General features: G+C 64.5%; 22 protein-coding genes and 1 tRNA gene. 7 read left to right on the forward strand and 16 right to left on the reverse strand.

The window, feature by feature from the left end; genetic code table 11:
* Nucleotides 1-70: 70 nt before the first annotated feature.
* From ACZ1JM_RS12840 to ACZ1JM_RS12850, 3 genes are all read right to left on the reverse strand, one after another.
* A complete protein-coding gene (locus tag ACZ1JM_RS12840; protein WP_465132782.1) occupies nucleotides 71-2,008 on the reverse strand; it encodes a hypothetical protein in 1,938 nt (645 codons plus the stop codon).
* A gap of 182 nt (nucleotides 2,009-2,190) precedes the next feature.
* Entirely contained in the window at nucleotides 2,191-2,835 is a 645-nt protein-coding gene (locus tag ACZ1JM_RS12845; RefSeq protein ID WP_465132783.1) for an abortive infection system antitoxin AbiGi family protein, read from the reverse strand.
* 53 nt (nucleotides 2,836-2,888) lie between these two features.
* Complete coding sequence (locus ACZ1JM_RS12850) at nucleotides 2,889-3,521, reverse strand: DUF2026 family protein (RefSeq protein ID WP_465132784.1); 633 nt, start codon at nucleotides 3,519-3,521, stop codon at nucleotides 2,889-2,891.
* Between the two features lie 96 nt (nucleotides 3,522-3,617).
* Between ACZ1JM_RS12850 and ACZ1JM_RS12855 the strand changes: the two genes are divergently transcribed.
* Nucleotides 3,618-4,712: a DUF3800 domain-containing protein gene (locus ACZ1JM_RS12855; RefSeq protein ID WP_465132785.1), complete on the forward strand. Its 1,095-nt coding sequence runs from the start codon at nucleotides 3,618-3,620 to the stop codon at nucleotides 4,710-4,712.
* A gap of 495 nt (nucleotides 4,713-5,207) precedes the next feature.
* Here the strand turns inward: ACZ1JM_RS12855 and ACZ1JM_RS12860 are convergent, their stop codons facing one another.
* Complete coding sequence (locus tag ACZ1JM_RS12860) at nucleotides 5,208-5,846, reverse strand: hypothetical protein (protein WP_465132786.1); 639 nt, start codon at nucleotides 5,844-5,846, stop codon at nucleotides 5,208-5,210.
* A gap of 109 nt (nucleotides 5,847-5,955) precedes the next feature.
* Between ACZ1JM_RS12860 and ACZ1JM_RS12865 the strand changes: the two genes are divergently transcribed.
* Both ACZ1JM_RS12865 and ACZ1JM_RS12870 read left to right on the forward strand, forming a co-directional pair.
* Nucleotides 5,956-6,618 carry a response regulator gene (locus tag ACZ1JM_RS12865; protein WP_465132787.1) on the forward strand — a complete coding sequence of 221 codons (663 nt, stop codon included), beginning with the start codon at nucleotides 5,956-5,958 and terminating at the stop codon, nucleotides 6,616-6,618.
* Nucleotides 6,619-6,622: 4 nt separating this feature from the next.
* Nucleotides 6,623-7,966: a sensor histidine kinase gene (locus tag ACZ1JM_RS12870; protein WP_465132788.1), complete on the forward strand. Its 1,344-nt coding sequence runs from the start codon at nucleotides 6,623-6,625 to the stop codon at nucleotides 7,964-7,966.
* 36 nt (nucleotides 7,967-8,002) lie between these two features.
* On the opposite strand, the gene ACZ1JM_RS12875 is transcribed toward ACZ1JM_RS12870, so the two are convergent.
* Nucleotides 8,003-8,076, reverse strand: a tRNA-Gly gene (locus ACZ1JM_RS12875).
* Nucleotides 8,077-8,319: 243 nt separating this feature from the next.
* On the opposite strand from ACZ1JM_RS12875, the gene ACZ1JM_RS12880 reads away from it, so the two are divergent.
* Nucleotides 8,320-9,678 (forward strand): malonyl-CoA decarboxylase domain-containing protein, encoded by a 1,359-nt coding sequence (locus ACZ1JM_RS12880; RefSeq protein ID WP_465132789.1) that lies wholly within the window; start codon nucleotides 8,320-8,322, stop codon nucleotides 9,676-9,678.
* 141 nt (nucleotides 9,679-9,819) lie between these two features.
* Here ACZ1JM_RS12880 and ACZ1JM_RS12885 read toward each other — a convergent pair whose 3' ends face one another.
* The 4 genes from ACZ1JM_RS12885 to petA all read right to left on the reverse strand — a co-directional run bounded on the left by ACZ1JM_RS12885 (nucleotide 9,820) and on the right by petA (nucleotide 13,170).
* Nucleotides 9,820-10,356: an adenine phosphoribosyltransferase gene (locus ACZ1JM_RS12885; RefSeq protein ID WP_465132790.1), complete on the reverse strand. Its 537-nt coding sequence runs from the start codon at nucleotides 10,354-10,356 to the stop codon at nucleotides 9,820-9,822.
* 99 nt (nucleotides 10,357-10,455) lie between these two features.
* Complete coding sequence (locus ACZ1JM_RS12890) at nucleotides 10,456-11,295, reverse strand: cytochrome c1 (protein ID WP_465132791.1); 840 nt, start codon at nucleotides 11,293-11,295, stop codon at nucleotides 10,456-10,458.
* Nucleotides 11,296-11,323: 28 nt separating this feature from the next.
* A complete protein-coding gene (locus ACZ1JM_RS12895) occupies nucleotides 11,324-12,613 on the reverse strand; it encodes a cytochrome b (protein WP_465132792.1) in 1,290 nt (429 codons plus the stop codon).
* Between the two features lie 23 nt (nucleotides 12,614-12,636).
* On the reverse strand, nucleotides 12,637-13,170 hold the full coding sequence (gene petA / locus ACZ1JM_RS12900) for a ubiquinol-cytochrome c reductase iron-sulfur subunit (protein WP_465135064.1): 534 nt from the start codon (nucleotides 13,168-13,170) through the stop codon (nucleotides 12,637-12,639).
* A gap of 208 nt (nucleotides 13,171-13,378) precedes the next feature.
* Here petA and ACZ1JM_RS12905 point away from each other — a divergent pair, with 208 nt between their 5' ends.
* Nucleotides 13,379-13,600 (forward strand): hypothetical protein, encoded by a 222-nt coding sequence (locus tag ACZ1JM_RS12905; RefSeq protein ID WP_465132793.1) that lies wholly within the window; start codon nucleotides 13,379-13,381, stop codon nucleotides 13,598-13,600.
* A gap of 51 nt (nucleotides 13,601-13,651) precedes the next feature.
* Here ACZ1JM_RS12905 and ACZ1JM_RS12910 read toward each other — a convergent pair whose 3' ends face one another.
* From ACZ1JM_RS12910 to pepN, 3 genes are all read right to left on the reverse strand, one after another.
* Nucleotides 13,652-14,263 carry an outer membrane protein gene (locus tag ACZ1JM_RS12910; protein ID WP_465132794.1) on the reverse strand — a complete coding sequence of 204 codons (612 nt, stop codon included), beginning with the start codon at nucleotides 14,261-14,263 and terminating at the stop codon, nucleotides 13,652-13,654.
* Nucleotides 14,264-14,482: 219 nt separating this feature from the next.
* A complete protein-coding gene (pgeF, locus tag ACZ1JM_RS12915) occupies nucleotides 14,483-15,253 on the reverse strand; it encodes a peptidoglycan editing factor PgeF (RefSeq protein ID WP_465132795.1) in 771 nt (256 codons plus the stop codon).
* Entirely contained in the window at nucleotides 15,246-17,900 is a 2,655-nt protein-coding gene (gene pepN / locus ACZ1JM_RS12920) for an aminopeptidase N (RefSeq protein WP_465132796.1), read from the reverse strand. The genes pgeF and pepN overlap by 8 nt, the downstream gene beginning before the upstream one ends.
* A 118-nt stretch (nucleotides 17,901-18,018) precedes the next feature.
* Between pepN and ACZ1JM_RS12925 the strand changes: the two genes are divergently transcribed.
* Entirely contained in the window at nucleotides 18,019-18,864 is an 846-nt protein-coding gene (locus tag ACZ1JM_RS12925; RefSeq protein ID WP_465132797.1) for a Rossmann-fold NAD(P)-binding domain-containing protein, read from the forward strand.
* Here ACZ1JM_RS12925 and ACZ1JM_RS12930 read toward each other — a convergent pair.
* Together ACZ1JM_RS12930 and ACZ1JM_RS12935 are read right to left on the reverse strand one after the other, a co-directional pair.
* A complete protein-coding gene (locus ACZ1JM_RS12930; RefSeq protein WP_465132798.1) occupies nucleotides 18,774-19,697 on the reverse strand; it encodes a DMT family transporter in 924 nt (307 codons plus the stop codon). The two genes, ACZ1JM_RS12925 and ACZ1JM_RS12930, sit on opposite strands and share 91 nt — an antisense overlap.
* Nucleotides 19,694-20,689 (reverse strand): threonine aldolase family protein, encoded by a 996-nt coding sequence (locus ACZ1JM_RS12935; RefSeq protein ID WP_465132799.1) that lies wholly within the window; start codon nucleotides 20,687-20,689, stop codon nucleotides 19,694-19,696. The genes ACZ1JM_RS12930 and ACZ1JM_RS12935 overlap by 4 nt, the downstream gene beginning before the upstream one ends.
* Before the next feature lie 71 nt (nucleotides 20,690-20,760).
* On the opposite strand from ACZ1JM_RS12935, the gene ACZ1JM_RS12940 reads away from it, so the two are divergent.
* Nucleotides 20,761-21,051 carry a GNAT family N-acetyltransferase gene (locus tag ACZ1JM_RS12940; protein ID WP_465132800.1) on the forward strand — a complete coding sequence of 97 codons (291 nt, stop codon included), beginning with the start codon at nucleotides 20,761-20,763 and terminating at the stop codon, nucleotides 21,049-21,051.
* A 145-nt stretch (nucleotides 21,052-21,196) separates the two neighbouring features.
* Here the strand turns inward: ACZ1JM_RS12940 and ACZ1JM_RS12945 are convergent, their stop codons facing one another.
* On the reverse strand, nucleotides 21,197-22,441 hold the full coding sequence (locus tag ACZ1JM_RS12945; RefSeq protein ID WP_465132801.1) for a M20 metallopeptidase family protein: 1,245 nt from the start codon (nucleotides 22,439-22,441) through the stop codon (nucleotides 21,197-21,199).
* A gap of 40 nt (nucleotides 22,442-22,481) precedes the next feature.
* A complete protein-coding gene (locus tag ACZ1JM_RS12950) occupies nucleotides 22,482-23,837 on the reverse strand; it encodes a lipopolysaccharide biosynthesis protein (protein WP_465132802.1) in 1,356 nt (451 codons plus the stop codon).
* Nucleotides 23,838-23,882 lie beyond the last annotated feature (45 nt).

Here is a 23,882-nt window from a genome sequence, read left to right on the forward strand (position 1 = left end):
TCAGATGCGGGCGCGATCACGGGGTCGTTTTTGGCGCTCTCCGGGAATAACCTCGTTCATTTCGGTGATTTCACCTGAAACCGTCTCCGGCCTTCGACTTCGGCTCGCCGACCCGGATCACTATCTCGACCGTGCCGAACCTCGCCAGCGGGCGCGGGCGGCGCCCGTCGCCGCCTTCGGCCTTTGCCACGAGTTCGGCCAGCGGATCGCCTGTGCGCAATCCCAAGACCACGTACGTCAGCCATTCAGCCAGCGGGCGCGAAGCAGAGCCGACGAGGTTCGCCGGGATTTGAGCGGCACTCGGGGCGTGATGCCGCGCCAGGTCTTCGACCAGCTGGGTCGGGATAATCGGGATGCCCCTATCGAGGAGCCCGGGACATTGGAACAGGTAGAACGACGAGCCGGTCTGTCGGATCAGGTCCGTCATCTGCCTGGGATCCAGCTTGAAGGACGAAGTGAGGCCGCGCTCGGGCCGGGTGGTGTCCTTCAGGCGGAGCCGCTTCGCCTGCACCAGCGTGGCACGCTTGCCGAGCGGTCGTCCGTCGAGATGCGGGTCGATGATCAGACAGAGGTCTGCGGAAAATGAGGGAGGCTCCGCGTCACCACGCGGGTTCACCCCCGGCTTCCCTTCCTCCGACTTGTCGACCGGACGGTAGTTCAGCTCTATGCTCGCGGTCCGGTCCGAGCCGGTGGCCCTCGCGGTCGCCCGAAGCCCCTCCCCAAGGTCGCGCAGACGGTTGGCGAGATCTGAGAAGAAGCTGCGGAGCAGCCCCTCCTCACCTTCCTCACTGTGGTCGCGATATTCCTGCGCGAACCTGCGCTCTTCGCCGGCGATGGTCTGTTCGATCAACCGCTCGAGGAGCCGATCCCCGATCCAGGTGAGCGGGTGCTCCGTCGCTGCCGGCATGAGTCCGATCTGGAACAGGCGGTCAGTGATGGTGCTGACACCGGGCGCTGGCCAAGTGTCATCGGCGGCCACCGCTCCGAAGACCGCGTGGCGAACCATGTCGGCGAGATACCCAACCTCGCGGTCAGGGTGATCGACGAGTTCCGAGACGAAGGCCTTGTCGCTGGCCTCTACCAACCGCGTGGCCGCGAAGAGCGCCAGGTCGTGCTGCCGCGGCGGGCTGCGGCTGAGCAGCGCCTCCACGGTGGCCCTGCGCAGCTCGTCATCATCGCCAATGGCGGTGCGCAGACGCCGGACATAGACCGCCCGAACGTCCGGACCCGAGGTTGAAAGCACTCCCTCGAGATCGAGGATGAGCCGCGCGACCTGCCGGACCGGAAGGTCGGGCAGTATCTCGCTCCAGGCCTCGCGCCGCATCCCCATCGATTCATCGGTTTCCCAATTGCGCTTCTCAGGATCGGGCGGCCCCATCTCGTCCGCGAGCTCGGTCCCATCGCACAGGATCGCGAAGAGCTTTACCCAGCGTGTCCACCCAAGACCGCGAGCCGTCGCCGCCACGAGATAGGTCGGCAGGAGGTCGTCCCGCCTCGTCTCCGAAACAGGCAGCGCCAGCCTCGCCTGGTTCATATCGCGGATCATCAGGGCGCTCATATCAACGTAGCGATGCAATCCTGCCATCGCCCCTTGTGACGCCGCCTCGATGATCGCCTCGATCATGGCGGAGGACTCCACCATGTCGGGGAAGGTCTTCAAGATGTCGCGATGCTGACCGTGTCCGGTGATCGCCACGAGCGCGATGTCGGCATCGAGGTCGCCCGCGCGCGATTCGAGCAATCGCTGGAGTGCGTGCGTGGTCCCCGCATCGTCGCCAAACCTCCGGCGAGCCGAGGCCGCCGCCAACGCGAGGGCGGCGACCTCGCCCGCATCGAGCTGTGCGGTCACCTCCGGCAATTCCAGTTCTCGAGCCACCTCCTCGATCCATTCCTGATTGAAGGAATCCGGACTCTCGAGAGTGATAACCCGCTTCCCCGGGCGCTTGTCCGGTCGGTAGCGATGCAACATGGCATGGATGCCGGGAGAGATGTTGAAGTCGGCTGTCATCTGCGAAGGCACCATCAGCAGCTTGTTGAGGCGTTAACCGCTGCACCTCGGCGTCATCCCGCCTGTCTCGATAAGGGTTGGCGAGCCGCGATCGCGCTGCGGGAAACGAGAGCGTAGTTTGCAACACAGAGATAGTCGAGCGGGCCCTTCCAGACCGCCCCACACCCTGCATGTCAAGGATCTCAAGAATACAGGGCGGCCATTATCCGGTCCTCCCCCCAGTAGGGATCGATGAAGGGACATTCGTAGCTCGGCCCCACATCGTCGATCTTCGCGGAGTGGAAGAAGTCTCGCGCGGTCTCATGCAGATCCTCGGGAATGATGAGAAAAGCCGGGTCGGTTTCCGAGAAGTCCAAGTCGCCCACGTGCCGCCACTCCCTCTCCCACTCATAGAGGTACATCGACTTGCCGTAGATGCCGGGCAGATCCACGAACGGCGCGACATCCCAGACCGGCGAATTGGCGTCGTGCGCCGCCGCATGCACCATCGCCTTGATCGCCTGCGCCTGCTTCGTGTCCTTGTAGGCATAGAGGATCGGACCGCCGCCACGATCTACAATGTATTCCTTCCGGAAGCCGATGCCGTGCCGCCCTCGAACATCTGCCAGCCGCTTCAGGTGGTGGAGCGGCACCTCGCTGAAGCACACCGATTTCCGTGCTGGCGCAAGATTGCGACCGGCCCCAAACGCGTTCGCCGCGATGATGCGCCGCCCGTATAGGATCGAAATCGCGTTATCGTAGGCCGTCTTCGGCGGATCTGCCTTCGCGAAATGGACCACGTACTTCGACATGTCTTTCCACGATGGATCGATGTTACCGATCAGCATGACCTCGCCCTCGTGGGACAGGACGGAAACGGGTGGAACCTAGGCATCGACGCTCACCATGCGCCACGCGCCAAGGTGTTCGGCAGCGTCAACTCGCGCACGATCCCGTCATTGCTTCCGATGGTCAGGGAGGGCTTCTGCTTGCCACGTCGGGTGCCGAACCATGTCTCGGCGATATGGATAATATCCGTATTTAGCGGCCGCTCCAGAATGCTGTCGATCAGTCGTTCGCTAAGGTCGGGATCCGGCATTGTGTAGAAATCGCCCGCCCTATTCAGAACGTCCAGATTCTCCGCCTCGTCCTCGATCCGCTTCTGAAACATCCGCCGCGGGATGACCACGTCCCGTTGAACGTCCTGGAACGCCTCATGGTACAGCGGCGACATGAAATCGATGATGTAGTTCTCGGTCTGCACCCACATGTGGAAACCGTCCTCGTCGAACTCGACGACTCCGCCGCCGTCGCCGTCGCATCCGAAGAACATGTTTTTCTCGGGCTCCACGCACATGGCGAAGCCTCCCGCCACCGCCCGGGCCGGGATCTTGTAGTGCTTGCTCAAGATCAATGCGCCGATGCATGCGAATAGGGTGCATCCCTTCCCCGGGTTGCCCTCATCCTTGATTGTGCCATGGATGACCTGATGGATGCGATTGAACTCTGACATCGGCAGAAGGAAATTACTCATGGCGCTCGCTAAGTTGCTCGGGCGGCTCGGTTCCGCAGGTTGGGTCGAGAGCGCATCGGAAACACAATGCTTACATCGGCTCAAGCAAGTTCTTACATGATCGCCATGACCACGATCTACATTGATGAATCCGGCTATACCGGTGGCGACCTCTACAATCCCCAACAGCCCTATTTCACCATCGCATCGTCACTTATCGGCGACGATGGGGCGGCCGAAATCCTGCGCCGCTGCTTTCCGAGGTATCAGGGCGCGGAGTACAAGTTCGTCAACATCTGGAAGCGCGACACGCACCGCAACGGCCTCAGGACCCTGGCAGCCGAGATCCCGGCGCTTGCGGATCGCCTCTTCTTCTACGTAATCGACAAGCGCTTCTCGCTGATCGTGAAGATGTTCGAGTATCTCGTCGAACCCACGTTCACTGCGGGCGGCTACGACTACTATGGCAACGGATACGCCCGGCGGTACATGAACACCATTCACCGGGATTTTCTGCGGTTCGGCAGCGAGGACCTCTACGAGGAGACAGCCAAGCGCTGGGATGCCTTCGCCCGCACGCCCAGCCGCACGACCATGGACGCACTCCGTGAGCACCTCGGCAGGACGGCGAGCAGCTCCAAGCATCCGATCTCCACCATCTTCGCCATGCTGGCAGAGGGCGCCCGGCGATTCGAACTCGCCAACGTCGACCTCGCCGCATTCACCGATAGCAGCGAGATCCAGCTGACCGCGGTCCTGGCGTCCGTGGTCCATTGGCGGCAGCGCAGGCCGGAGGACTTCGACGTCGTCCACGACGAGTCCAGCAACTTCCTGCGTCAACGCGACGTCTGGGATACGATCCTGCGCGACGACTGCGAACCCGGGCCGGTGGAGATGGGCGACGGAACAAGCGTCGAGTTCCCGCTGCGAGTTCGCAGCACCACCGCCGTACGTTCCCATGAGTCGGCCGCCGTGCAGCTTTGCGACGTCATCGCCGGTCTCGGCGCGAAAGCGTCCCTCTCCTTCGATGGCCGGGAGAAGGATCCGTTCATGGTCGAACTGATCGCCCTCGGGGCAGGTGAGCTCACGTTCAACGGCGTCAAGCCGCACGAGGATTACGCGGACGGGCCGATGCCCCGCAGGACTGGCCCAGACATGCTCGACCATATGGTCGGTCTGCTCGAGCCTCACTTTAAGCGCCGGCCGAAATAGCCGCTGTGCATGAGTTTACTCCCGGCTTCGGGAGAACGGCAGGTACTGACATAGGCGGTCGTTCAACTGACGGTCAGTGAATGGAGTAAGTTGGTCGGCAGCGGGCGAAAACATCTGATCTGTAGGAAGGGCAGCTATCCCGCGATTCGTACTTGGAACCTGCCAGACAGGAATCGGGCAGATCCGGCGAAGATCTTCTCTCGGAAAAAGCGCCGACTTAAGACTTGAAAGTAGCCCTTGACGCTGACGGGGTGGATTTTCGGCGGTGACAAGCGCCAGGCGGGTCGCTACAAATTCGGAGCCAGAACAGTGAAATAGTGCTTCGAACTCGGACATATGGCGGTTCCGGGGGCCATATTGGGGGCTTTAGCCCATCTCAACGCATCTTGAATAAAACGAAATCAGTGGTTTAGGTTATCCTATTCGATTCCCCTCACCGACCAAATCATGATACGCGTATGAACGGCGGGAGGCAGTGTTGCCTCCCGCCTTCGTTCACATGCCTGGCGCCGGAGGGGGAACCTCGGAACCATCTGCCGGCGGTGGGGGCGGCGGGGCAGGTTGCCCGGCGGCTGGTGGCGGCGGCGGCGCTCCGCGGCCGGACCTATCCATTGGGCCGCGCGCTCCGGGGGGCGGAGGTGGGGGCGGCGCACCGTCGGCACCGGACGGCGGCGGAGGGGGCGGCGGCCCCGCGCGGTCATCGGCGGGAGGTGGTGGTGGAGGGGGTGGCGCCATCCCACCACGAGGCGGCGGTGGCGGTCCTACTTCCCGCACCGTTCCCGAACCGTCGACCAGGAAGCGGGCGCGGAGATGTCCATCGTCATAGCGACCCTGCACCATGATCGGACTGCCAGCCTTTGCCATGGTGCTATTGCGACCGGCATCGACCAGCGCGCGGCCTGTCTGATCCTGCACGATGAAGCGATCGCCGTACACTTCGGCCACTTTCCCGCGCACGGTGACGATGCCGCTGCTGTTGGGCAGCTTTGCGATCGCGGTCGTAATGGTGGGTGCCATCTCCACGGCAGGCCGGGTCAGCGCCATCGCCCCGGCCCCGGTCGCAAACCCTACCATCAGCAGGCCGACGCCCGCCAGTGCAAGGCCACGGCGGCCTGCGTTCCATCTCAGTTTCATGGGTAGAACTCCTTCTTCGGTGATGAAGGATCAATATCCGAGTCGAGCGCCACCCCCGCTGAACCACCTCGTTCAGCGAGCGTTTACGGCTCATCCATAGGAATGAGCGATGCGTATCCTGCTAGTCGAAGACGATCCCGATCTCGGCCCCGCGCTTGCCAAGGCGTTGCGGGAGGAGAAGTTCGCCGTGGACCTGGCCGCCAATGGCATTGACGCCGGTCATCTGGGCGAGACGGAACTCTATGACGTGGCGGTGCTCGATCTCGGCTTGCCGGGCAAGGATGGCCTCACCATCCTGCAGGGTTGGCGGGCGGCCAACCGGGAAATGCCGGTGCTGATCCTGACCGCGCGGGAGGCGTGGGGAGACAAAGTCGCCGGGTTCAAGGCCGGGGCCGACGATTACCTGCTCAAGCCCTTTCGTTTCGAAGAACTGGTGATGCGGCTGCGCGCGCTGGTCCGCCGGGCGGCAGGCCATGCCCAGCCCCGGATCGAATGCGGCCCGCTTTCCTTCGACGCCCAGCTTGGCCAGTTCGAGTTCGATGGCCTGCCCCTGAAACTCACCGCGTTCGAATGGCGCGTCCTTTCACAACTGATGCTGCGCAAAGGCGCGATCATTGAGCGGCTGGATCTGCTCGAGCACGTCTACGAAGGCGATGCCGACGTCGATTCCAACAGCCTTGAAGTGATCATCGGCCGGTTGCGCAAAAAGGTTGGCGCCGACCGGATAGAGACGCAGCGTGGGCGGGGTTATCGTCTCGTATGCGGAGACTGATCGGATGCGCCTGATCCCGCGCTCGCTTCATATGCGCATGCTGGCCCTGTCGCTGATCGCCATGGTGGTGGCGCTGGTGGTGTCGGGTTGGGCGATGACCACCGTGCTCGAACGTTTCGTCATCAGCGGCCTGGATCAACGCCTCGATGCCGAGATCGCCCTGCTCGCCAGCACCGTCGATAAAAACGGCCATGTCGATCGAAGCGAGATCGAACGCAGGCTGGGCGCATTCGAATCGGGTCGAGGCTGGCACTGGCGCATCGCCGGACCTGACGGCGCCATTGCCTCTGCCGATTTTCCGGCGCTGGCGGCAGGCCCTCCGGGGCCACCGCCGCCCCCTCCCGGGGGGCCTGAAGCGATCGCCCCCCATCCCCGCCCCCTCGACGGCGCGCGGGACCAGGATCGCGACGTTCATGCCCGCACGCTGACCATCCAGACTGGGCGCGGACCTGTGACCCTTACCGCCGCCGCACCGAAGGAACTGGTCAGCCGACCGATACTGGAGGCGCGCGTTCCACTGTTGATGATCCTCGCCTGTCTGGCGGTGCTGCTGGGCGCGGCGACCCTGATTCAGCTGCGCCTTGGACTGCAGCCGATCCGGACACTGCGCCAGCAAGTCGCGGAGATCCGGCGGGGCGCTCGGCAGAGTGTGGACGAGGATCTGGCAAGCGAGCTGCAGCCGCTGGCGCTTGAACTCAACGCGCTGGCGCAGGACAATGACCGCACCCTCACGACAGCACGGCAGTCTGCCGCCAACCTTGCCCATGCCCTGAAAACGCCGGTCGCCACGCTGGCCCTGGGCCTGCGCAATCAGCCGAAGCAGGCAGCGCAGGTCGAGCGGATCGACGCCATCATCCGGCACCATCTTGCCCGCGCTCGCCTGCAGGCCACCGATCGCCGCGTTGCGACTCCGCTTGCGTCGTTGATCGCCGATCTGCTTGCCACCGTTCAGGCGATCCACCTCGACAAAGGCCTCCTCACCGCAGCGGATATTGACAGCGGCCTGTTGGTCGCGATGGACGAACAGGATGCGCAGGAGCTGGTCGGCAACCTGCTCGACAACGCCGCCCGCCATGGGCGAACGCGGATCGGGGTGCGTGGTGGGCGCGATCCGGCAGACCCGCGCAACGTGCTCATCGAGGTTACCGACGATGGTCCCGGCATCCCGCTTGCGGAGCGCACCCGGATGACTCTTCCCGGCACGCGCCTGGACGAACAAGGGGACGGTCATGGATTCGGGCTGTCGATCGTCCGTGAACTGGCCGCGCTCTATGGCGGCTACCTCCGACTGGAAGAGGCGTCCACAGGCGGACTGCGCGCGATCCTGACCGTACCGGCTGCGATCTAGGACCTGCTGCCATCGAGGATGCGAGCGATTTCGGACTGGAGCGGGTAGCGGGAATCGAACCCGCATAGCCAGCTTGGAAGGCTGGAGCTTTACCACTAAGCTATACCCGCTCACGCAGTCGTCGTTGCGGCCAACGTGGTGTCACGGCCGCATCGTGGAAGGCCGCTTGCCACGGGCGAGGCACTCTCGTCAACGACTCTCTTTCGGGAAAATTGCGTCGACCCCGGTTGCGATCGGGCGGTTGGGACGTATCTTTTGAAGAAGCAGACCGACGAACGGATGCGCCAAATCGACGCGGGCCTACCCGCCCGCCCTTCCACGGCCCCATCCATGGCAAAGGAACGATCGTCTCCATGAACGCCCCTTCGATCCCCGCAACCGCCGAATCCGGTGCAACCTCGCGCCGACGCAATCCTCTCGACCTGCTGATGGCTACCGGCGTCGGCAAGCTGCTGCGCGGCATCGGCATCGGCCCCGGAAAGGATGGCGGGGAGAGCCTGCTCGATCTGGCGGACGCCCTGCTGTCGCTACGCGGACGCGCATCCGGCCCTGCGCTCGCGTCGGCATTCTTCGATCTATATGAGGCAAGCGATCTTGCCACGCGGCAGGACTTTCTCGGCAAGGTTCACGATCTTCACCCCGCCGACACCAAAGCGATCGACAAGGCGGTGGCGCAGTGGATCGACAGGCGTGACGAAGCATCGGCCCTGGCGCTGAACGTTGCCAGCAAGTCCCCCAGTCGCCGCCTGATCAATCAACTCAACCTCGCCCCGCAAGGCACGCAGCGGCTGATCAGCCTGCGCGAGGATCTGCTGGCCGTTCCCCGCGCCGCATCGACGCCGGGCCTTGCCGCGCTGGACCGCGAGCTCGAAAATGCCTTCACCGCCTGGTTCAACGCGGGCTTCCTTGAACTGCGGCGCATCGGCTGGGACAGCTCGGCCCTGCTGCTCGAACGCATCATCCGGTACGAGGCGGTCCACCAGATCAAGGGCTGGGACGATCTGCGCCGCCGGGTGGAGCCGGGCGACCGGCGCTGCTACGGCTTTTTCCATCCGCAAATGCCCGACGACCCGCTGATCTTCGTCGAAGTCGCGCTGACCGCCACGGTCCCCGGCGCGATCCACGAAGTGATCGCCCAGGACCGCGAAGCGATCGATCCGCGCGATGCGGCCTGCGCGATCTTCTATTCCATCAGCAATTGTCAGGTCGGATTGAAAGGCATCCCTTTCGGCAATCACCTCATCAAGCGCGTGGTCGGGCTGCTGAAGGAGGACCTGCCTCACCTCAAGACGTTCGCCACCTTGTCCCCCGTCCCGGGCTTTGCAAAGTGGCTGGCGAAGGAACAGCCGTCCGATACCGCGACCCCGAACGGCAAGGAGTTGCAGCGCCTGACGGCGCGCTATCTGGTGCAGGCCAAGGGCAAGGGCGGCCAGCCGGCTGACCCGGTGGCCCGTTTCCACCTGGGTAATGGCGCCCGGCTCGACGCCATCCACGCCAACGCAGACCTCTCACCCAATGGGCAGAAGCAATCGCACGGAGTGATGGTGAATTACCTCTACGATCTCGCCGACATCGAAGCGAACTTCTTCGCGCTGACCGAGCTTGGAACGGTCGCGACATCCAAGGCGGTGCAGTCCCTGCTGGAAGACAAGGAAGCGCCGAAGAAGGAGAAGGCGAAAGCAAAGAAGGCGTCCGTGGCGGAGCAAGGCTAGTTATGCGACGCGGAAGCGCGGAGATCAGGGCGAGCCCTGTAATGCCGTAGGCCGAACATCCTCATGGTTCCGGGAAGGATGGCCAAGGCGACCTCCCCCCCCTCATCTTCGCGCCTTCTCGTGATACCGAATGTCCGACCCTCAATGCCCCGCGAATGTGAGCAAGGCATCGCTGGGCACCCCGGCATCGCGCAGCTTCTGCGCACCCGCAAGGTCAGGCAGATCGATCGCGAACAGCGCCTGCACCACGTTCCCCCCTGCCCGGCGCAGCAGCTCGACAGATGCGAGAGCGGTGCCGCCGGTAGCGATCAGATCGTCGACAACCACGACGCGCGCGCCTGGCCGGACCGCGCCGGGATCGACTTCGAGCGTATCGGTCCCGTATTCCAGCGCATAGTCGATTGCCAGCACCGGCACCGGCAGCTTGCCGGGCTTGCGCACCGGGATGAACGGCAGCGCCAACCGCGCCGCGATCGCCGCACCGAAGATGAACCCGCGCGCCTCGATCCCGGCGATTACCTCTCCGTTGGCCGCCTTCACCCGCTCGGCCATGTGATCCACGGCGGCGGCGAAGCCTGGGCCATCGCTCATCAGCGTGGTCACGTCGCGGAACAGGATGCCGGGCTTCGGAAAATCGGGGACGGTCCGCACCAAGGCGCGCAATTCATCGAGGGTCACTGGCCCATTCTCCGTTGACGCCGGCATCGAAAAGCGAAGCGCCCCGCCATCGTGGAGATGGCGGGGCGCGATGCGTTCAACCGAAAGCCGGACGTGTCGTCAGTGCTTCTTGCCGGCCCAGATGTTCCGGTACGACATGTAGCCCAGAACCGTGGCGAACAGCAGGAACAGGGTGACGGCCAGGCCGGTCTGCTTGCGCTTTTCCAGCTTTGGCTCGGCAGTCCAGGTCAGGAACGCGGATACATCCTGCGCCATCTGATCGACAGACGCCTTGGGGTTGCCCGGCGCGTATTCGACTTGTCCTGGACCGGTCAGCGGCGGCGCCATCGCGAGGTTGAGGTTCGCGAAGTACGGGTTGTAGTGCAGGCCATCCGGGGTCTTGGAATCCGGGAACTTCTTCAGAAGTTCGGCGGGCTGCGCTTGATACCCCGTCAGCAACGAGTAGACGTAGGCCGGACCATCGTGACGCGCCTTGGTCATCAGCGATAGATCAGGCGGCACGGCGTTGTTGTTGGCAGCGCGTGCGGCGATGTCGTTGGCGAACGGCTTGGGGAAGTAGTCCGTCGGCATGCCGGGGCGCAGGTTCGCCTCACCCGTGGTAGCGTCCGTGCCCGGGACCTGGAAGCCGGCGGCGATCGCCTTTACCTGGCCTTCGGAATACCCGAGCTGCTCCAGATCGCGGAAAGCGACGTGGCTGAGCGAATGGCAGGCAGAGCAGACTTCCTTGTAGATCTGGAAGCCGCGCTGCAGCTGCTGCTTGTCGAACTTGCCGAATGCGCCATCGCTGGCGAGGTGCAGTTCCTTGGGGTGGCGGTGGAACTCGTGCTCGGCCGTGGGCGATGCCGGGTCGGTGGCCCAGGTATACAGACCCAGGCCGAACGACCACGCCAGCGCGACTGTGAAGAACAGCCCGACGAGGATCGAGAGAATGCGTGCCATGTCTTTCGTCTTCCGTTCTAGCTGTTGATCACGCGTGCGCCGAGGGGGCGAGCTGTGCGGCGTCATCCTTGCCGAGGACAGCCTCGGTGATGGAATAAGGCAGCGGCAGCGGCTTCTCGATCGCGGAAACGATCGGCAACACGATCAGGAAGTGAGCGAAGTAGTACAACGCGGCCAGCTGGCTGAACATCACGTAGGGTTCTTCAGCCGGCGCGCCGCCGCAGTAGAACAGCACCGCCATCGTCGGGATCAGGCCGAACCAGAAGAACTTCTTGTACAGCGGGCGATACGAGCCGGAACGAACCGGCGAACGATCGAGCCACGGCAGGAAGAACCACACCAGGATCGCACCGAACATGGCGAGCACGCCCATCAGCTTGGCCGGGATGATGAAGAAGTCCTGAGTGAAGGCGCGAAGGATCGCGTAGAACGGCCAGAAGTACCATTCGGGGACGATGTGCGCCGGCGTGCTCATCGGGTTGGCCGGAATGTAGTTGTCCGGGTGACCCAGCGAGTTCGGAAAGTAGAACAGCAACAGGCTGAACACGATCGCGAACACGCCGATGAACCAGCCGTCCTTCGCCACGTAATAGGGGTAGAAGGGAACGGTGTCGCTCTCTGCCTTCACTTCGACGCCCGTGGGGTTCGACGATCCGGGGATGTGGAGTGCCCAGATATGCAGGATCACCACGCCCACGATCACGAACGGCAGCAGATAGTGGAGCGAGAAGAAGCGATTGAGCGCGGCGTTGTCGGGCGCGAAACCGCCCAGCAGCCACTGCTGCAAGGGCTCACCCACGAAGGGAATCGCGCCGAACAGGCCGGTGATCACCTTGGCGCCCCAGAAGCTCATCTGCCCCCAGGGAAGCACATAGCCCATGAAGGCGGTCGCCATCATCAGCAGGAAGATCACGACGCCCAGCAGCCACACCATTTCGCGCGGCGCCTTGTACGATCCGTAATAGAACCCGCGGAAGATGTGGACGTAGATGACGATGAAGAACATCGAGGCGCCGTTGGCGTGCGCATAGCGCATCATCCAGCCCCAGTTCACGTCGCGCACGGTCATTTCGATCGTGTCGAACGCCACCGCGGTGTTGGCCGCATAGTGCATGGCCATGACGATGCCGGTGACGATCTGGATGATCAGACACAGCGCCGCCAGGAAACCGAAGTTCCAGAAGTAGTTGAGGTTGCGCGGAACCGGATAGCCGCCGCCGACCGAATTGTAGATCAGGCGCGGCAGGGGCAGCCGTTCGTCCATCCACTGCGTGAACGGGTTACCCGGCTTGTATTCGTTGGCCCAGGGAAAGCTCATGTTCGTGATCCTCTCTCTTGGCCTCAACCGATCTTGACGACGGTATCTGAAGAAAATGCGTATTCCGGAACTTCGAGGTTCTTGGGCGCGGGGCCCTTACGGATACGGGCGGCAGTGTCGTAGGACGAACCGTGGCAGGGGCAGAAGTACCCGCCGAACTCACCCTTGATCTCTCCCTCGCCGGCGCCAAGCGGCACGCAGCCCAGGTGGGTGCAGACACCCATGGTGATGAGCCAGTTTTCCTTGCCTTCCTTGGTCCGCTCGGCAAGCGTCTGCGGATCGCGCAGCGTGTCAGCCGCCACCGCGTTCGCTTCCTCGATCTCCTTGGGAGTGAGGTTGCGCACAAAAACCGGCTGTTTGCGGAAGATCGCCTTGATCGCCTGCCCCGGCTGGATCGCGGAAATGTCGATCTCGGTCGAGGAGGCCGCAAGCACGTCCGCCGAAGCCGACATCTGGCTGATCAGCGGGATGACGATCCCCACGCCCGCGACACCCGCGGCGCTCACTGCGGCGATATTGATGAAATCGCGCCGCCGCACGCCCTCTGTTTCTGCCATGTCTGCCCTTGCCTTGCTTTCGACAACCCACTGCCGGGGGACCGACAGGAAGTTGATCTTGACCAACGGTATCCTGGTTTTCCCCCGTGCCGGCGCGAGCGCCGGACACAGCCCGGCTCTCTCCCGACTTTGGCGGCCTGATATACACGAATGGCCATCGTGCCAACCGCCTTTTTGGCCGCTGGTCAACCAGCCCTAACGTGCTGAGGTGATTGGGCTGGCGACAGGATCGGATGGCTTTGCGCGCGGCCCAGGCGCTCGCGGCCCGGCCATCGACGCACGATCACGGATTACCGGCCACGTCGAGACCTGCGGCGTCATCCGCGCGCTGGCGATCATCAGGAAAAGGAAAAGCGAGCCCGGCACCCCGTTGACGATGCGGATCGTGGTGGCTGCCACTGCGCCCGGTGGCGCACGGATGGCAGCGTAGAAGGAGATCCGCCCCTCCGGACCGAAGTCCGGAAAGGGCGGTAAACCAGTATCAGAAGCGGTAGCCGAGCATCGCGGCAACCTGGTGACGCTCCGGACGAATGCCGGTGCCTTCGTAGTTGCCGTAGTCCGAGAAGCGGTATTCAACGCGGGCCAGGAAGCCCGACACGTTGGTTTCCACGCCCGCGCCCAGACGGTAGCCGTCCAGCTTGTCGCTGCCGCTGATCACGTCGACGCCATCGGTGTACGAAGCCTTGAACTTGGCGTTGGTGTAACCGCCCTTGGCGTAAACAAGCACGCCGGGGACGATTTCGCCACCCAGACGGCCGCCGACGTACAAGTCACGGCCGGTCTTGAGCGAAGCGCGGTCGCCGGTTGCGAACACGTCAGCCACGGTCTCCTTGGTGTTCGAATCGGCGTATTCGCCTTCGATACCCAGGACCACGCCGTTGATGTTCTTGTCGAAACCGATGACGCCGCCAAACAGCACGCCATCGTCGCTGCCCTTGCTGCCGTCCGGCAGTTCGACATGGACCTTGTCGTAGCCGGCCATCGCCGCAACGTAAGGACCATCGAATGCCACGCCTGCATCCTGCGCCATGGCGGGAGCGGCGACAGTCAGGCCGAGGGCGAGGGCCGAGACGGCGGTGAATTTGTTGATCATAAAAACTTCCTGTTTATTCAAATATTGCCGAAGCAGGGCCCCTTTAGCCGCCTGTCGGACAATAAAAACCGTTTTTATGTCACAAAAGGTTCATTGATGAACGCTGTGGTAAAAAGGCACCACAGTGTGTCAGCGCGGTGTCCCGATGCAATGGCTCGGTTGCTCGCAAGATTGCCGGGGCGGTGTTCGCCCGGCTCCGGCAGACCCGCCGAAGAAATTTCAGCCCAATCCGATGAGCGAAACCTGCCGTCCATACGTCGCTTCACCGGCATGAGTTGCACGGCGGAAGGAGAAGAAGCGTTGGGGCTGACCGTATGTATCCAGCCTTAACCCTTCCGCGCGAGCGATCCCGGCGCCGCGCAGCCGGGAGAGGACATAGCCTTCCAGATCGAACTGGTGATGCCCTTCCCGCCCGGCCTCGAAATGGACCGCGTTATCTTGGGATTGCGCGAGAAAACGCTCGCGAAAGCCCTCATCCACTTCATAGGACGCCTGGGAGATACATGGCCCCACGGCGGCGACGATGTCGACCCGGCGCGCTCCGAGTTGCTCCATCGCGGCGATCGTCGCGTCGGTGACGCCGGCGATCGCGCCTTTCCACCCGGCATGGGCAGCACCAATCACGCCCGCCCGTCGATCCGCGAACAGCACCGGCGCGCAATCGGCGGTGAGGATGCCCAGCAGGACGCCAGGACGGTCCGTCACCAGCGCATCGGCATGGGGACGTCCGGCGTCGGGCCATGGGTCTTCGGGGACGATCACGCAATCCGCCGAATGGACCTGATAGACGGTCGTCAGCCTGCCGCCCGGCATGATCGCGGCCGCCGCCAGTGCGCGGTTGCGTGCGATCGCTTCGGGATCATCCCCCGATCCCAGTCCGACGTTGAGCCCGGCGACGTCGCCCGTGCTCACCCCGCCGCGACGACCGAGGAAGCCATGGGGCAGATCGCCCAGCACCTCGGCCCGGTTGACTTCGACAGTGTCAGCCAAGGCTTTTGGTCACCTGTTCGCGCACGTCGCGTGAAAGCGACGGTTCGGCAGCGATGCGTTCGAGTTCGGCACGCATCAGCGCGGCGCGGCCCGCTTCGATCCGCTGCCAGCGACCCAGCGGCGGCACGAACCGCGCGGCAGTGTGGGGGTTGAGCGGATCAAGCCTGCGGATCACGTCACCGATCATGCGATACCCCTCACCACTGGCGTCATGGAAGGCGAACGGGTTCGACGCGGCGGTCATGTAGAGCGCGCGCACCCGGTTGGGATTGTTCATGGTGAAGTCGGCATGGCCCGCCAGCGCCCGGATATGTTCCAGCACGTTCGGGTGGAAGGAACCGGCCTGCAGTGAGAACCATTTGTCGATCACCAGCGCGTTGCCGGAATAACGCTGATGGAAATCGGCCAGCGCCTCGGCCCGCTGCGGTGCGTCCAGATTGCACAGGACCATCAGCGCGCCCTGCCGGTCGGTCATCGTCCGGGCGGACTGGTACTGCGCAAATGCCCGCGCCGCCCCGTCCTGCGGATCGCCCGCCGCGATCAGGGTGAGGGCCTGCGTCTTGATCTTGCGAGCGCCGCGCGCAGTCGCATCGCGGCCGTAGGGGACGGCGCTTGCGCGGTCGTGCAGGGCCTTCAACGCGACTGCACATTCACCGCCCAGCCACGCCTTCAGCGCCTGACGCTCGGCATGGATCGCGCCCGGATCGGCGACCCGGAACTGTTCGACCAAATAGGACTGAGCGGGCAGAATCATCAGTTCGCCGCGCATCAGATCGTCTAGCGCGGGATCGGCCAGGATCGCCCCGAAGGCAGTGCCGATGGCCGCACGGCCCGCCGCCCGCGCGGCATCGTCCAGCCGGCCGCCTGCCCCGGCGACAAGGTGCTGCACCATCAGCCCCTGCATCGCTTCGTACCGGGCGAAGGGATCGTCATCGTGCGCGGCCAGGAACACCAGATCCTCGTCCGGGCGGGCGAATTCGATGGCGACGGGGGCGGAAAATCCCCGGTTGATCGACAGCACCGGCGCGGCGGCGAAGCCATCGAACGTGAAGCTGTCAGTGTCCTTGTCCAGCACGATGAGCTGCTCACCGCCGTGCCTGCCCGTCTCGCGATCGAACAGGGCGATGCGCAAGGGGATAGGCATCGCCTGCTTTTCGGGCTGGCTGGGCGTGGCGGGGACAGTCTGCGTCAGTGTCAGGGTGGCGCGGCCATCGCGATGGTCAAGCTCCGCCGCGACGTTCGGCGTCCCGGCCTGCGAGTACCACAGGCGGAACTGCGCAAGGTCCAGCCCCGCGCCATCCTCTATCGCCTTGACGAAATTCTCGCACGTCGCCGCTTCGCCATCGTGGCGATCGAAATAGAGGTCGGTGCCCCGGCGAAACCGCTCCGGCCCGGCCATGGTGCGCATCATGCGGATTACCTCGGCGCCCTTGTTGTAGACGGTGGAGGTGTAGAAGTTGTTGATTTCCTGATAGGAATCGGGCCGGATCGGATGGGCGAGCGGACCGGAATCCTCGGGGAACTGGCCGGTTCGCAGCACACGCACGTCCTCGATCCGCTTCACCGCCTCGCTGCCCATCGCGGCGCTGAACAACTGGTCCCGCAGGACCGTGAAGCCTTCCTTGAGGCTAAGCTGGAACCAGTCCCGGCAGGTCACGCGGTTGCCCGACCAGTTGTGGAAGTATTCGTGCCCGATCACGCCCTCGACCGCATCATAGTCCGCATCGGTGGCAGTTTCCGGGTCCGCGAGCACGTAGCGCGTGTTGAAGACGTTGAGGCCCTTGTTCTCCATCGCGCCCATGTTGAAGTCGGCGACGGCGACGATGTTGTAGAGGTCGAGGTCGTATTCGCGGCCAAACGCCTCCTCGTCCCACTTCATCGAATTGATGAGCGAATCCATCGCGTGCTGGGTGCGGTCCTCGTCCCCCGGACGCACCCAGATGTTAAGGTCAACCTGCCGCCCGCCCATGGTGGTGAAAGTGGCGTGGTTGGCCACCAGATCGCCCGCCACCAGCGCGAAGAGATAGCTCGGCTTGGGCCAGGGATCGTGCCATTCGGCCCAGTGAGTGCCATCGGCGTCCTCACCCGTGGCGGTGCAGTTGCCGTTCGCCAGCAGGATCGGGAAGGCGGCCTTGTCCCCGCTCATGCGCACTGCATACGTGGACAGCACATCAGGGCGATCGGGGAAGAAAGTGATCCGGCGAAAGCCTTCCGCCTCGCACTGGGTGCACAGCATTCCGTTGGATGCGTACAGACCCATCAGCTGGCTGTTGGCCGCCGGGTTGACGGTCGTCTCGATCTCGAGTCGGTGGGCGTCGCCGGTCAGTTCGATCAGGAGGTCCGGCCCGTCCATGCGCCAGTCGTTGATCTCCCGCCCATCGACTTTCACGCCCTGCGCGGTGATCTGATCGCCGTTGAGGCGCAGCGTATCGGTGCCGTTGCCGGCGGGATTGCGCTGTACCGAAAGGGTTGAGACGACGCGCGTGGCCTCCGCGCTAAGGCGGAAGTCGAGCGATACCTCGGGCACCAGCCACGCGGGCGGCAGATAATCTTCGCGCCGGATGACCGGGGGCGCATTCGGCGGCGAGGCCGCGTCCGCCATTTCAGGGTTTGCATTCGGTTCGGCGGGCGTGGTGGCGATGTCCATGCTCGCATACTTAGAGCGTAAACCCGCGATTGCCAGCAGCGGGGGTGATTTCGATGTCCGCTTCGGGGCTTGGGATGCGTGCTTGCACCCGGACGCCGGGGTGCATAGGTCATTTCTCATGCGCCGCCTGTTCATCTTCGGTCTGGGCTATACCGCCCGCCACATCGCCGCCCGTTTCACCGCTGCGGGGTGGGAAGTGATCTCAACCGGCAGCCAGGGCACCCTGCCGTTCGAGGATGAGGGCAACGTGCGGCTGGCCCTTGCCGATGCGGACCATGTGCTGTCCTCCGTCCCGCCGGGGCGAGAGGCGCGAGGCGAGCCGGTCGATCCGGTGCTGGACCGCTACGGCGATGCGCTGGCCGGCAAGGCGATGTCGTATCTCTCCTCCACCGGGGTCTACGGCGATACCGGCGGCGCGTGGGTGGACGAAAGCGCGCCCACCGGCACCGGTCGGCGCACCGCCCGGGCAGAAGCGGACGCGGCGTGGCTGGCGCGCGGGGCGCGGGTTTATCGCCTGCCGGGGATCTATGGCCCGGGCCGCTCTATCTTCGACCGGCTGGCAGAGGGCCGTGCCCACCGCATCGACCTGCCCGATCAGGTGTTCAGCCGCGTTCATGTCGAGGATATCGTGGCGGGCGTCCACGCCGGGATCGCCGCCCCCGCCGGAGCCTACAATCTTGCCGACGATCGCCCCACGTCGCAAAACCTGCTGGTGGAGGAAGCCTGTCGCCTTGCCGGCATCGCCCCGCCGCCGCTGCAATCGCTGGACGAGGCGAACCTGTCCGCCATGGCGCGCGGGTTTTATGCGGAGAACCGCCGCGTCGCCAATGGCAAGGCGAAGGCGGTGCTGGGCTGGCGCCCCAGCTATCCCACTTACGTCGAGGGCCTGCGCGCGCTGAGGGCGACAACCAGCCCCGCCGTCGCCAGCACGGCTCCCGCCCCTGCGAGCAGCGACCAGCGATAGCCTTCGAGCACGGTGGAAATGATCATCGCGATCACCACCACCGCCACGCCGTTGTAAGCCGCCTTCCCCGCGCCGAGCTTGCGCACCAGATTATAGTAGAGCGGAAAGGTGACGACCGAACCGACGATCGCCAGATAGGCCGTGCCCAGCCAATAGACGCCGCTGCTAGGCAGGACGGGCGGCCCGGACATGATCCATGCCAGACCCGCATCGCAAAAAGCGCCATAGAGCATGGCCCACGCCAGCAGCGGGATCATGGGCAGGCGCTTGCCGACGTCGTTGGCCTGGATGACGTTCGCGATCGACGCGCAAAGCATTCCTGCGAGAGCGAGCGCCACGCCCAGCAACACTTTGCCGCCCAGCGGGGCGACGCGCGATTCGTTGAGCAGCAGCAGTGCGATCCCGGCGATGGCGATGGCGCTGCCCACCGCGAAGCGGGGACGGATCGGCTGGTTCAGCAGCACCCGCGCCAGCACCGCGTTGGGGACCAGCATCAGAGAGATCATCAGCGCGACGATGCCCGATGTCAGGTACGCTTCCGACCGGTAGACGAACTGGTAATTGCCACAGAACTGGGTCAGCCCCATCAGGAATGCCAGCCAGTGGCCGTCCCTGCCGATCCGCAAGGGCAGGCGTATGATGGCCGCCAAAGCGAACATGGCCGGGGTCGCCAGAACGAAGCGCCACGTCACCGACCATGCTGCAGGCACCGAATCGATCTGGCCGGTGATGACCCACCAGGTCGATCCCCAGATCAGCGCGACCACCAGGAAAGGCAGTGCCACCGCCGGACGCAGCAGCGATTGATCGCCCTCCGGTGCCGACGCGCTCATAGCCCTGCCAATGCCGTGCTCAGCGCTTCGACATGATCGTCCCGCGCGTCCCACGATGTGACCAGCCGCGCGCCGTCATGGCCCCAGTCGTAAAACGCGAACCCTTGCGCGCGAAGGGCTTCCCGCTCGGCAGCAGTGCAGGTCAGAAAGATCTCGTTGGCCTCTACGGGGTGCTGCAGACGGTCCGGCGCAGCGCTGGCGATCTGCGCGGCGGCGGCGTTGGCCGCCCGTGCGTTGGCCAGCCACACATCGTTTTCCAACATCGCCAGAATTTGCGCCGCCAGGAACCGCCCCTTGGATTGCAGGTGCCCGGCGCGCTTGCGGCGATAGCGGATGGTGCGCGCCGCCTCGGGATCGAAGAACACGATCGCTTCGGCCCCCAGCCCGCCGTTCTTGACGAACCCGAAGCTCAGGGCATCGACAGCGCCCGCCGCCTGCGCCGGGGAACAGCCCAGCCACGCCACGGCATTGGCAAAGCGCGCACCGTCCATGTGCAGGCCAAGCCCGCGCTCTTTGGCGAAAGCGGCGATCGCGGATACTTCCTCCGGGCGATAGACGCAGCCGTACTCGCTCGCCTGAGTGATCGAGATCGCATGCGGCTGAACCTGATGGACATCGTCGCGAATCGGATCGATCACCGCCGCCAGCGTTTGCGGGGTGACTTTGGCGCTGTGCCCGTCGGCCAGCAGCAGTTTGGCGCCGTGCAGAAAAAACCCCGGCGCGCCCGCCTCGTCCATCTCGATATGCGCCTCTCGGTGACAGACGACGCCCCCGTGCGGCTGCACCAGAGCCGCAAGCGCAAGGCAGTTGGCCGCCGTTCCCGTTGCCACCCACAGCACCGCGCACTCCCGCCCGAACAGGTCGGTGAATGCTGCATCCAACCGGCGGCTCAGGGTGTCACCATCGTAAGGCGCATCGGGCGCATCGGCGGCCATCATCGCTTTCCACACGGCGGGATGGACGGCGGCGGCATTGTCTGAGGTGAACTGCATGGCCATATTCCCCTGTAAGGACGTACCTCTGGCGTCAAGCGCCCGCAAACAAACGAGAAGGAGAACCGCCCATGGTCGGCGTCACCATCACCAAGCACGAAACCGGATCGAGCGGCGAATACCACGCCCATGTGGCGGATAGCGAGCATATCGGCCGCCTGACATGGTCGGAACGGGGCGGCGTGCGCTACGCTGAACATACACTGGTGCCTCCGCAGATCGGCGGCCAGGGCGTGGCCGCGCGGCTGGTGGAGGCGATGGTCGCCGACGCTCGCGAAAACGGGTTCAAGATCGGCCCGGTCTGCAGCTACGTTGATGTCGCCTTCCAGCGCCATCCGGACTGGGCTGACGTAAAGGCCTGAACGGACGAACGCAGGCAGCGGCGATTTTCCTACATCGCCGCTGCCTGCTACAGTCGCGTCGGCTCTTTCATACCGTCGATTCCGCCGCCCGGTCGATCGCTTGCACGAAGCACGCCGCGCATGTGTTTCATCAACTAAACCGGGATCAGTCCCAGCCGCGCTCCAGAAAGCGGCGGGCGAGACCGGCCAGAAACGCCGCGCCGCGCGGCATGGCGGTTTCATCCACCATCATTTTGGTGGAGTGAATGCCGCAGCACTGGCTCCAGTCATCGCCTTCATGGGCGACACCCAGGAAGAACATCGCGCCCGGTACTTTTTCCAGGACATAGGCGAAATCCTCCGCCCCCATGATCGGATCGGGCAGCCGCAGGAAAGCCCCCTCCCCCAGCATGTCGGTAGCCACTCGCTGGCCGAAATCGACAGCCCCGGCATCGCAGACGGTGACCGGGAAACCCTCCAGGATCGTCGCTTCGGCAGTCAGCCCATGCGCTGCCGCGATCCCGGCAGCCAGCTTGGGAACCTCCTCCCGCAGCCGCGCCCGATTCTTGGCGGAAAGCGACCGCATGGTGCCGGTAAGGATCGCGGTGTCGGGGATCACGTTATGCGCCGTCCCCGCCTCGATCCGGGCAATGGTGACGACGACCGGATCGAAGACGCTGAACCGGCGGGCGACCATCGTCTGAATCGCGCCCACGATCTCACAGGCGATGGGCATGGGATCAAGCGTGTCGTGCGGCATGGAAGCATGGCCGCCGCGCCCGGTGACGGTGATCTTGAGCTGATCCGCCGCCGCCAGCAGCGGCCCCGCCCGCCCGCCGATCAGTCCATGCGGCGCGTTGGGCATGACATGGAGGGCAAAGGCCGCATCGGGCAGGGGCTGGTCGAAACCCTCCCCACCCAGCAGCCCGTCCTCCAGCATGAAGCGCGCGCCGTGGTACCCTTCCTCGCCCGGCTGAAACATGAAGCGCACATCACCCGGCAGCGTCTCTGCCTGCGCCGCCAGCAGCTCCACCGCCCCGGCCAGCATCGCCACATGCGCATCGTGACCGCAGGCATGCATCAGACCCGGGTTCTGAGAGGCGAATTCCAGGCCGGTCTCCTCCGGCATCGGCAGCGCATCCGTATCGCCGCGAAGCAGGACGCTGCGCCGTGAGCCCGACCCGGATGGCCCCGATCCAACTGGCCCGGCCCCGCCCTTCAGCGTGGCGATCAGGCCGGTGGTGGAAGGGCCTTCCGACCATTTCAGCGGCAGATGATCAAGTGCGGTGCGGATCTTGTCACGGGTGCGTGGGGTATGCAGACCGATCTCGGGATCGGCATGCACCGCACGGCGCAGCGCGATTAGACGGTCGGAAATGGCGGTGGCTTCGGCGACGAGGGATAATGACATGGCCCCATGATACCGGGCCTGTCCTGCGTGTCGAGCCGGGTTACTCGGCTCCGTCGTCGGGAACGCCAACGGCGATGCGCCCGCCTTCGACCATCCGCAAAGTGCGCCACGCCATCACGCCCATGGCCAGGTAGGAAACCGCCCCTGCCAACGCGACGGCCCAGGCGGCGCCACTGGGTCCAAGCGGGATGAACTCCCACAGGCCGATGCCCAGCGCGACTAGCGCGATCAGCCGCGCCAGCAGCGACAGTTGCGCGCGGCCGGTAGAATGAAGCACCGGCTCGAACGCCACGCTCGCAAGATCAAAACTGGCTGCAATCGCCAGCGGCACCAGGATCGACGCGCCACTTTCAAACGCCTTGCCCCCGATCATCGCCAGCAGCCACTCTCCCGCGACGACCGCGACCACCACCACCGCCACGCCTGCCAGCCCGGCGATCAGGCTGGTCTGGAGCGCGAGCTTGCGAAACTCCGCCGCCTTGGACGCCACCCGCACTCGCGCGACTTCGGCATAGACCGAGCGGGTCAGCAGCGTTGATAGCTTGCTCAATGCCTGCGAAAGCTGGGACGCCAACCGATAGAGGCCCGCCGCTCGCGTTCCAACCCAGCCGCCGACCACCAGAAGCGGCCCGTTCTTCATCGCCGCGTCGATGGTCGACCCAGCGTACGTGACAAGGAAGAACCTTGCCAGCCCGGGATTTTCTTCCAAGGCAAGGCGCCACTTGAACAGGTTGGCAATGCGCACTGCCTTGGGGCTCAACCGCCGGGCCGTGATCCAGTAAAGGATCGCCTCAAGGATATCGACGGCCGCCCATGCCGCCAGAAAGCGACCCACGGTGGGACCCGTCCACCAGATCAGCAGCGCGGCGACCAGACGCCCGCTCGGCACGATCGCTTCGACGTAGACGGCCATGTCAAAACGATTGAGAGCGCGCACGATACCGGTCGGAGCCGAAACCAGCGCCCACAAAGATGCACAGCAGAACCAGAACGCGACGTTGATATAGGCCGGGTTAAGTTCAAGGATATGAGCGAAGCCATAGATCAGCACCGCCGCCAACGCGCACCCGAAGATGGCGCCGACTGCGTCGAGCATGCCGCACAGCATGCCCAATCGGCCGAACTTGTCCCAATCCTGATTGTGAAGATGCTCCGTGCCGTAGCGGACGACGACGCGCCAGGTCTCAAACCCTGCCAATGCAGTCAACGCCTGCGCAGTGCCGAAAATCAGCGAAAAGTGGCCAAAATCCTTGAGGCCCAGCGTGCGAGTGAGAATGGCAAGATAGGCCAGGCCACACACGGCGCCGAACCCCTTGCCGCCCAGCAGCCAGGCCGTATTCTGAAGTATCCGCCCTAGGGGAGAAGCGGTCTCCCGGCGGTCGCGTTTAGCGGGCATTGCGGTGCATTTGAACGAGGGTGCGGCCACTTGCAAGGGATCACT

This window comes from Novosphingobium sp. BL-S-24 (assembly GCF_055521575.1).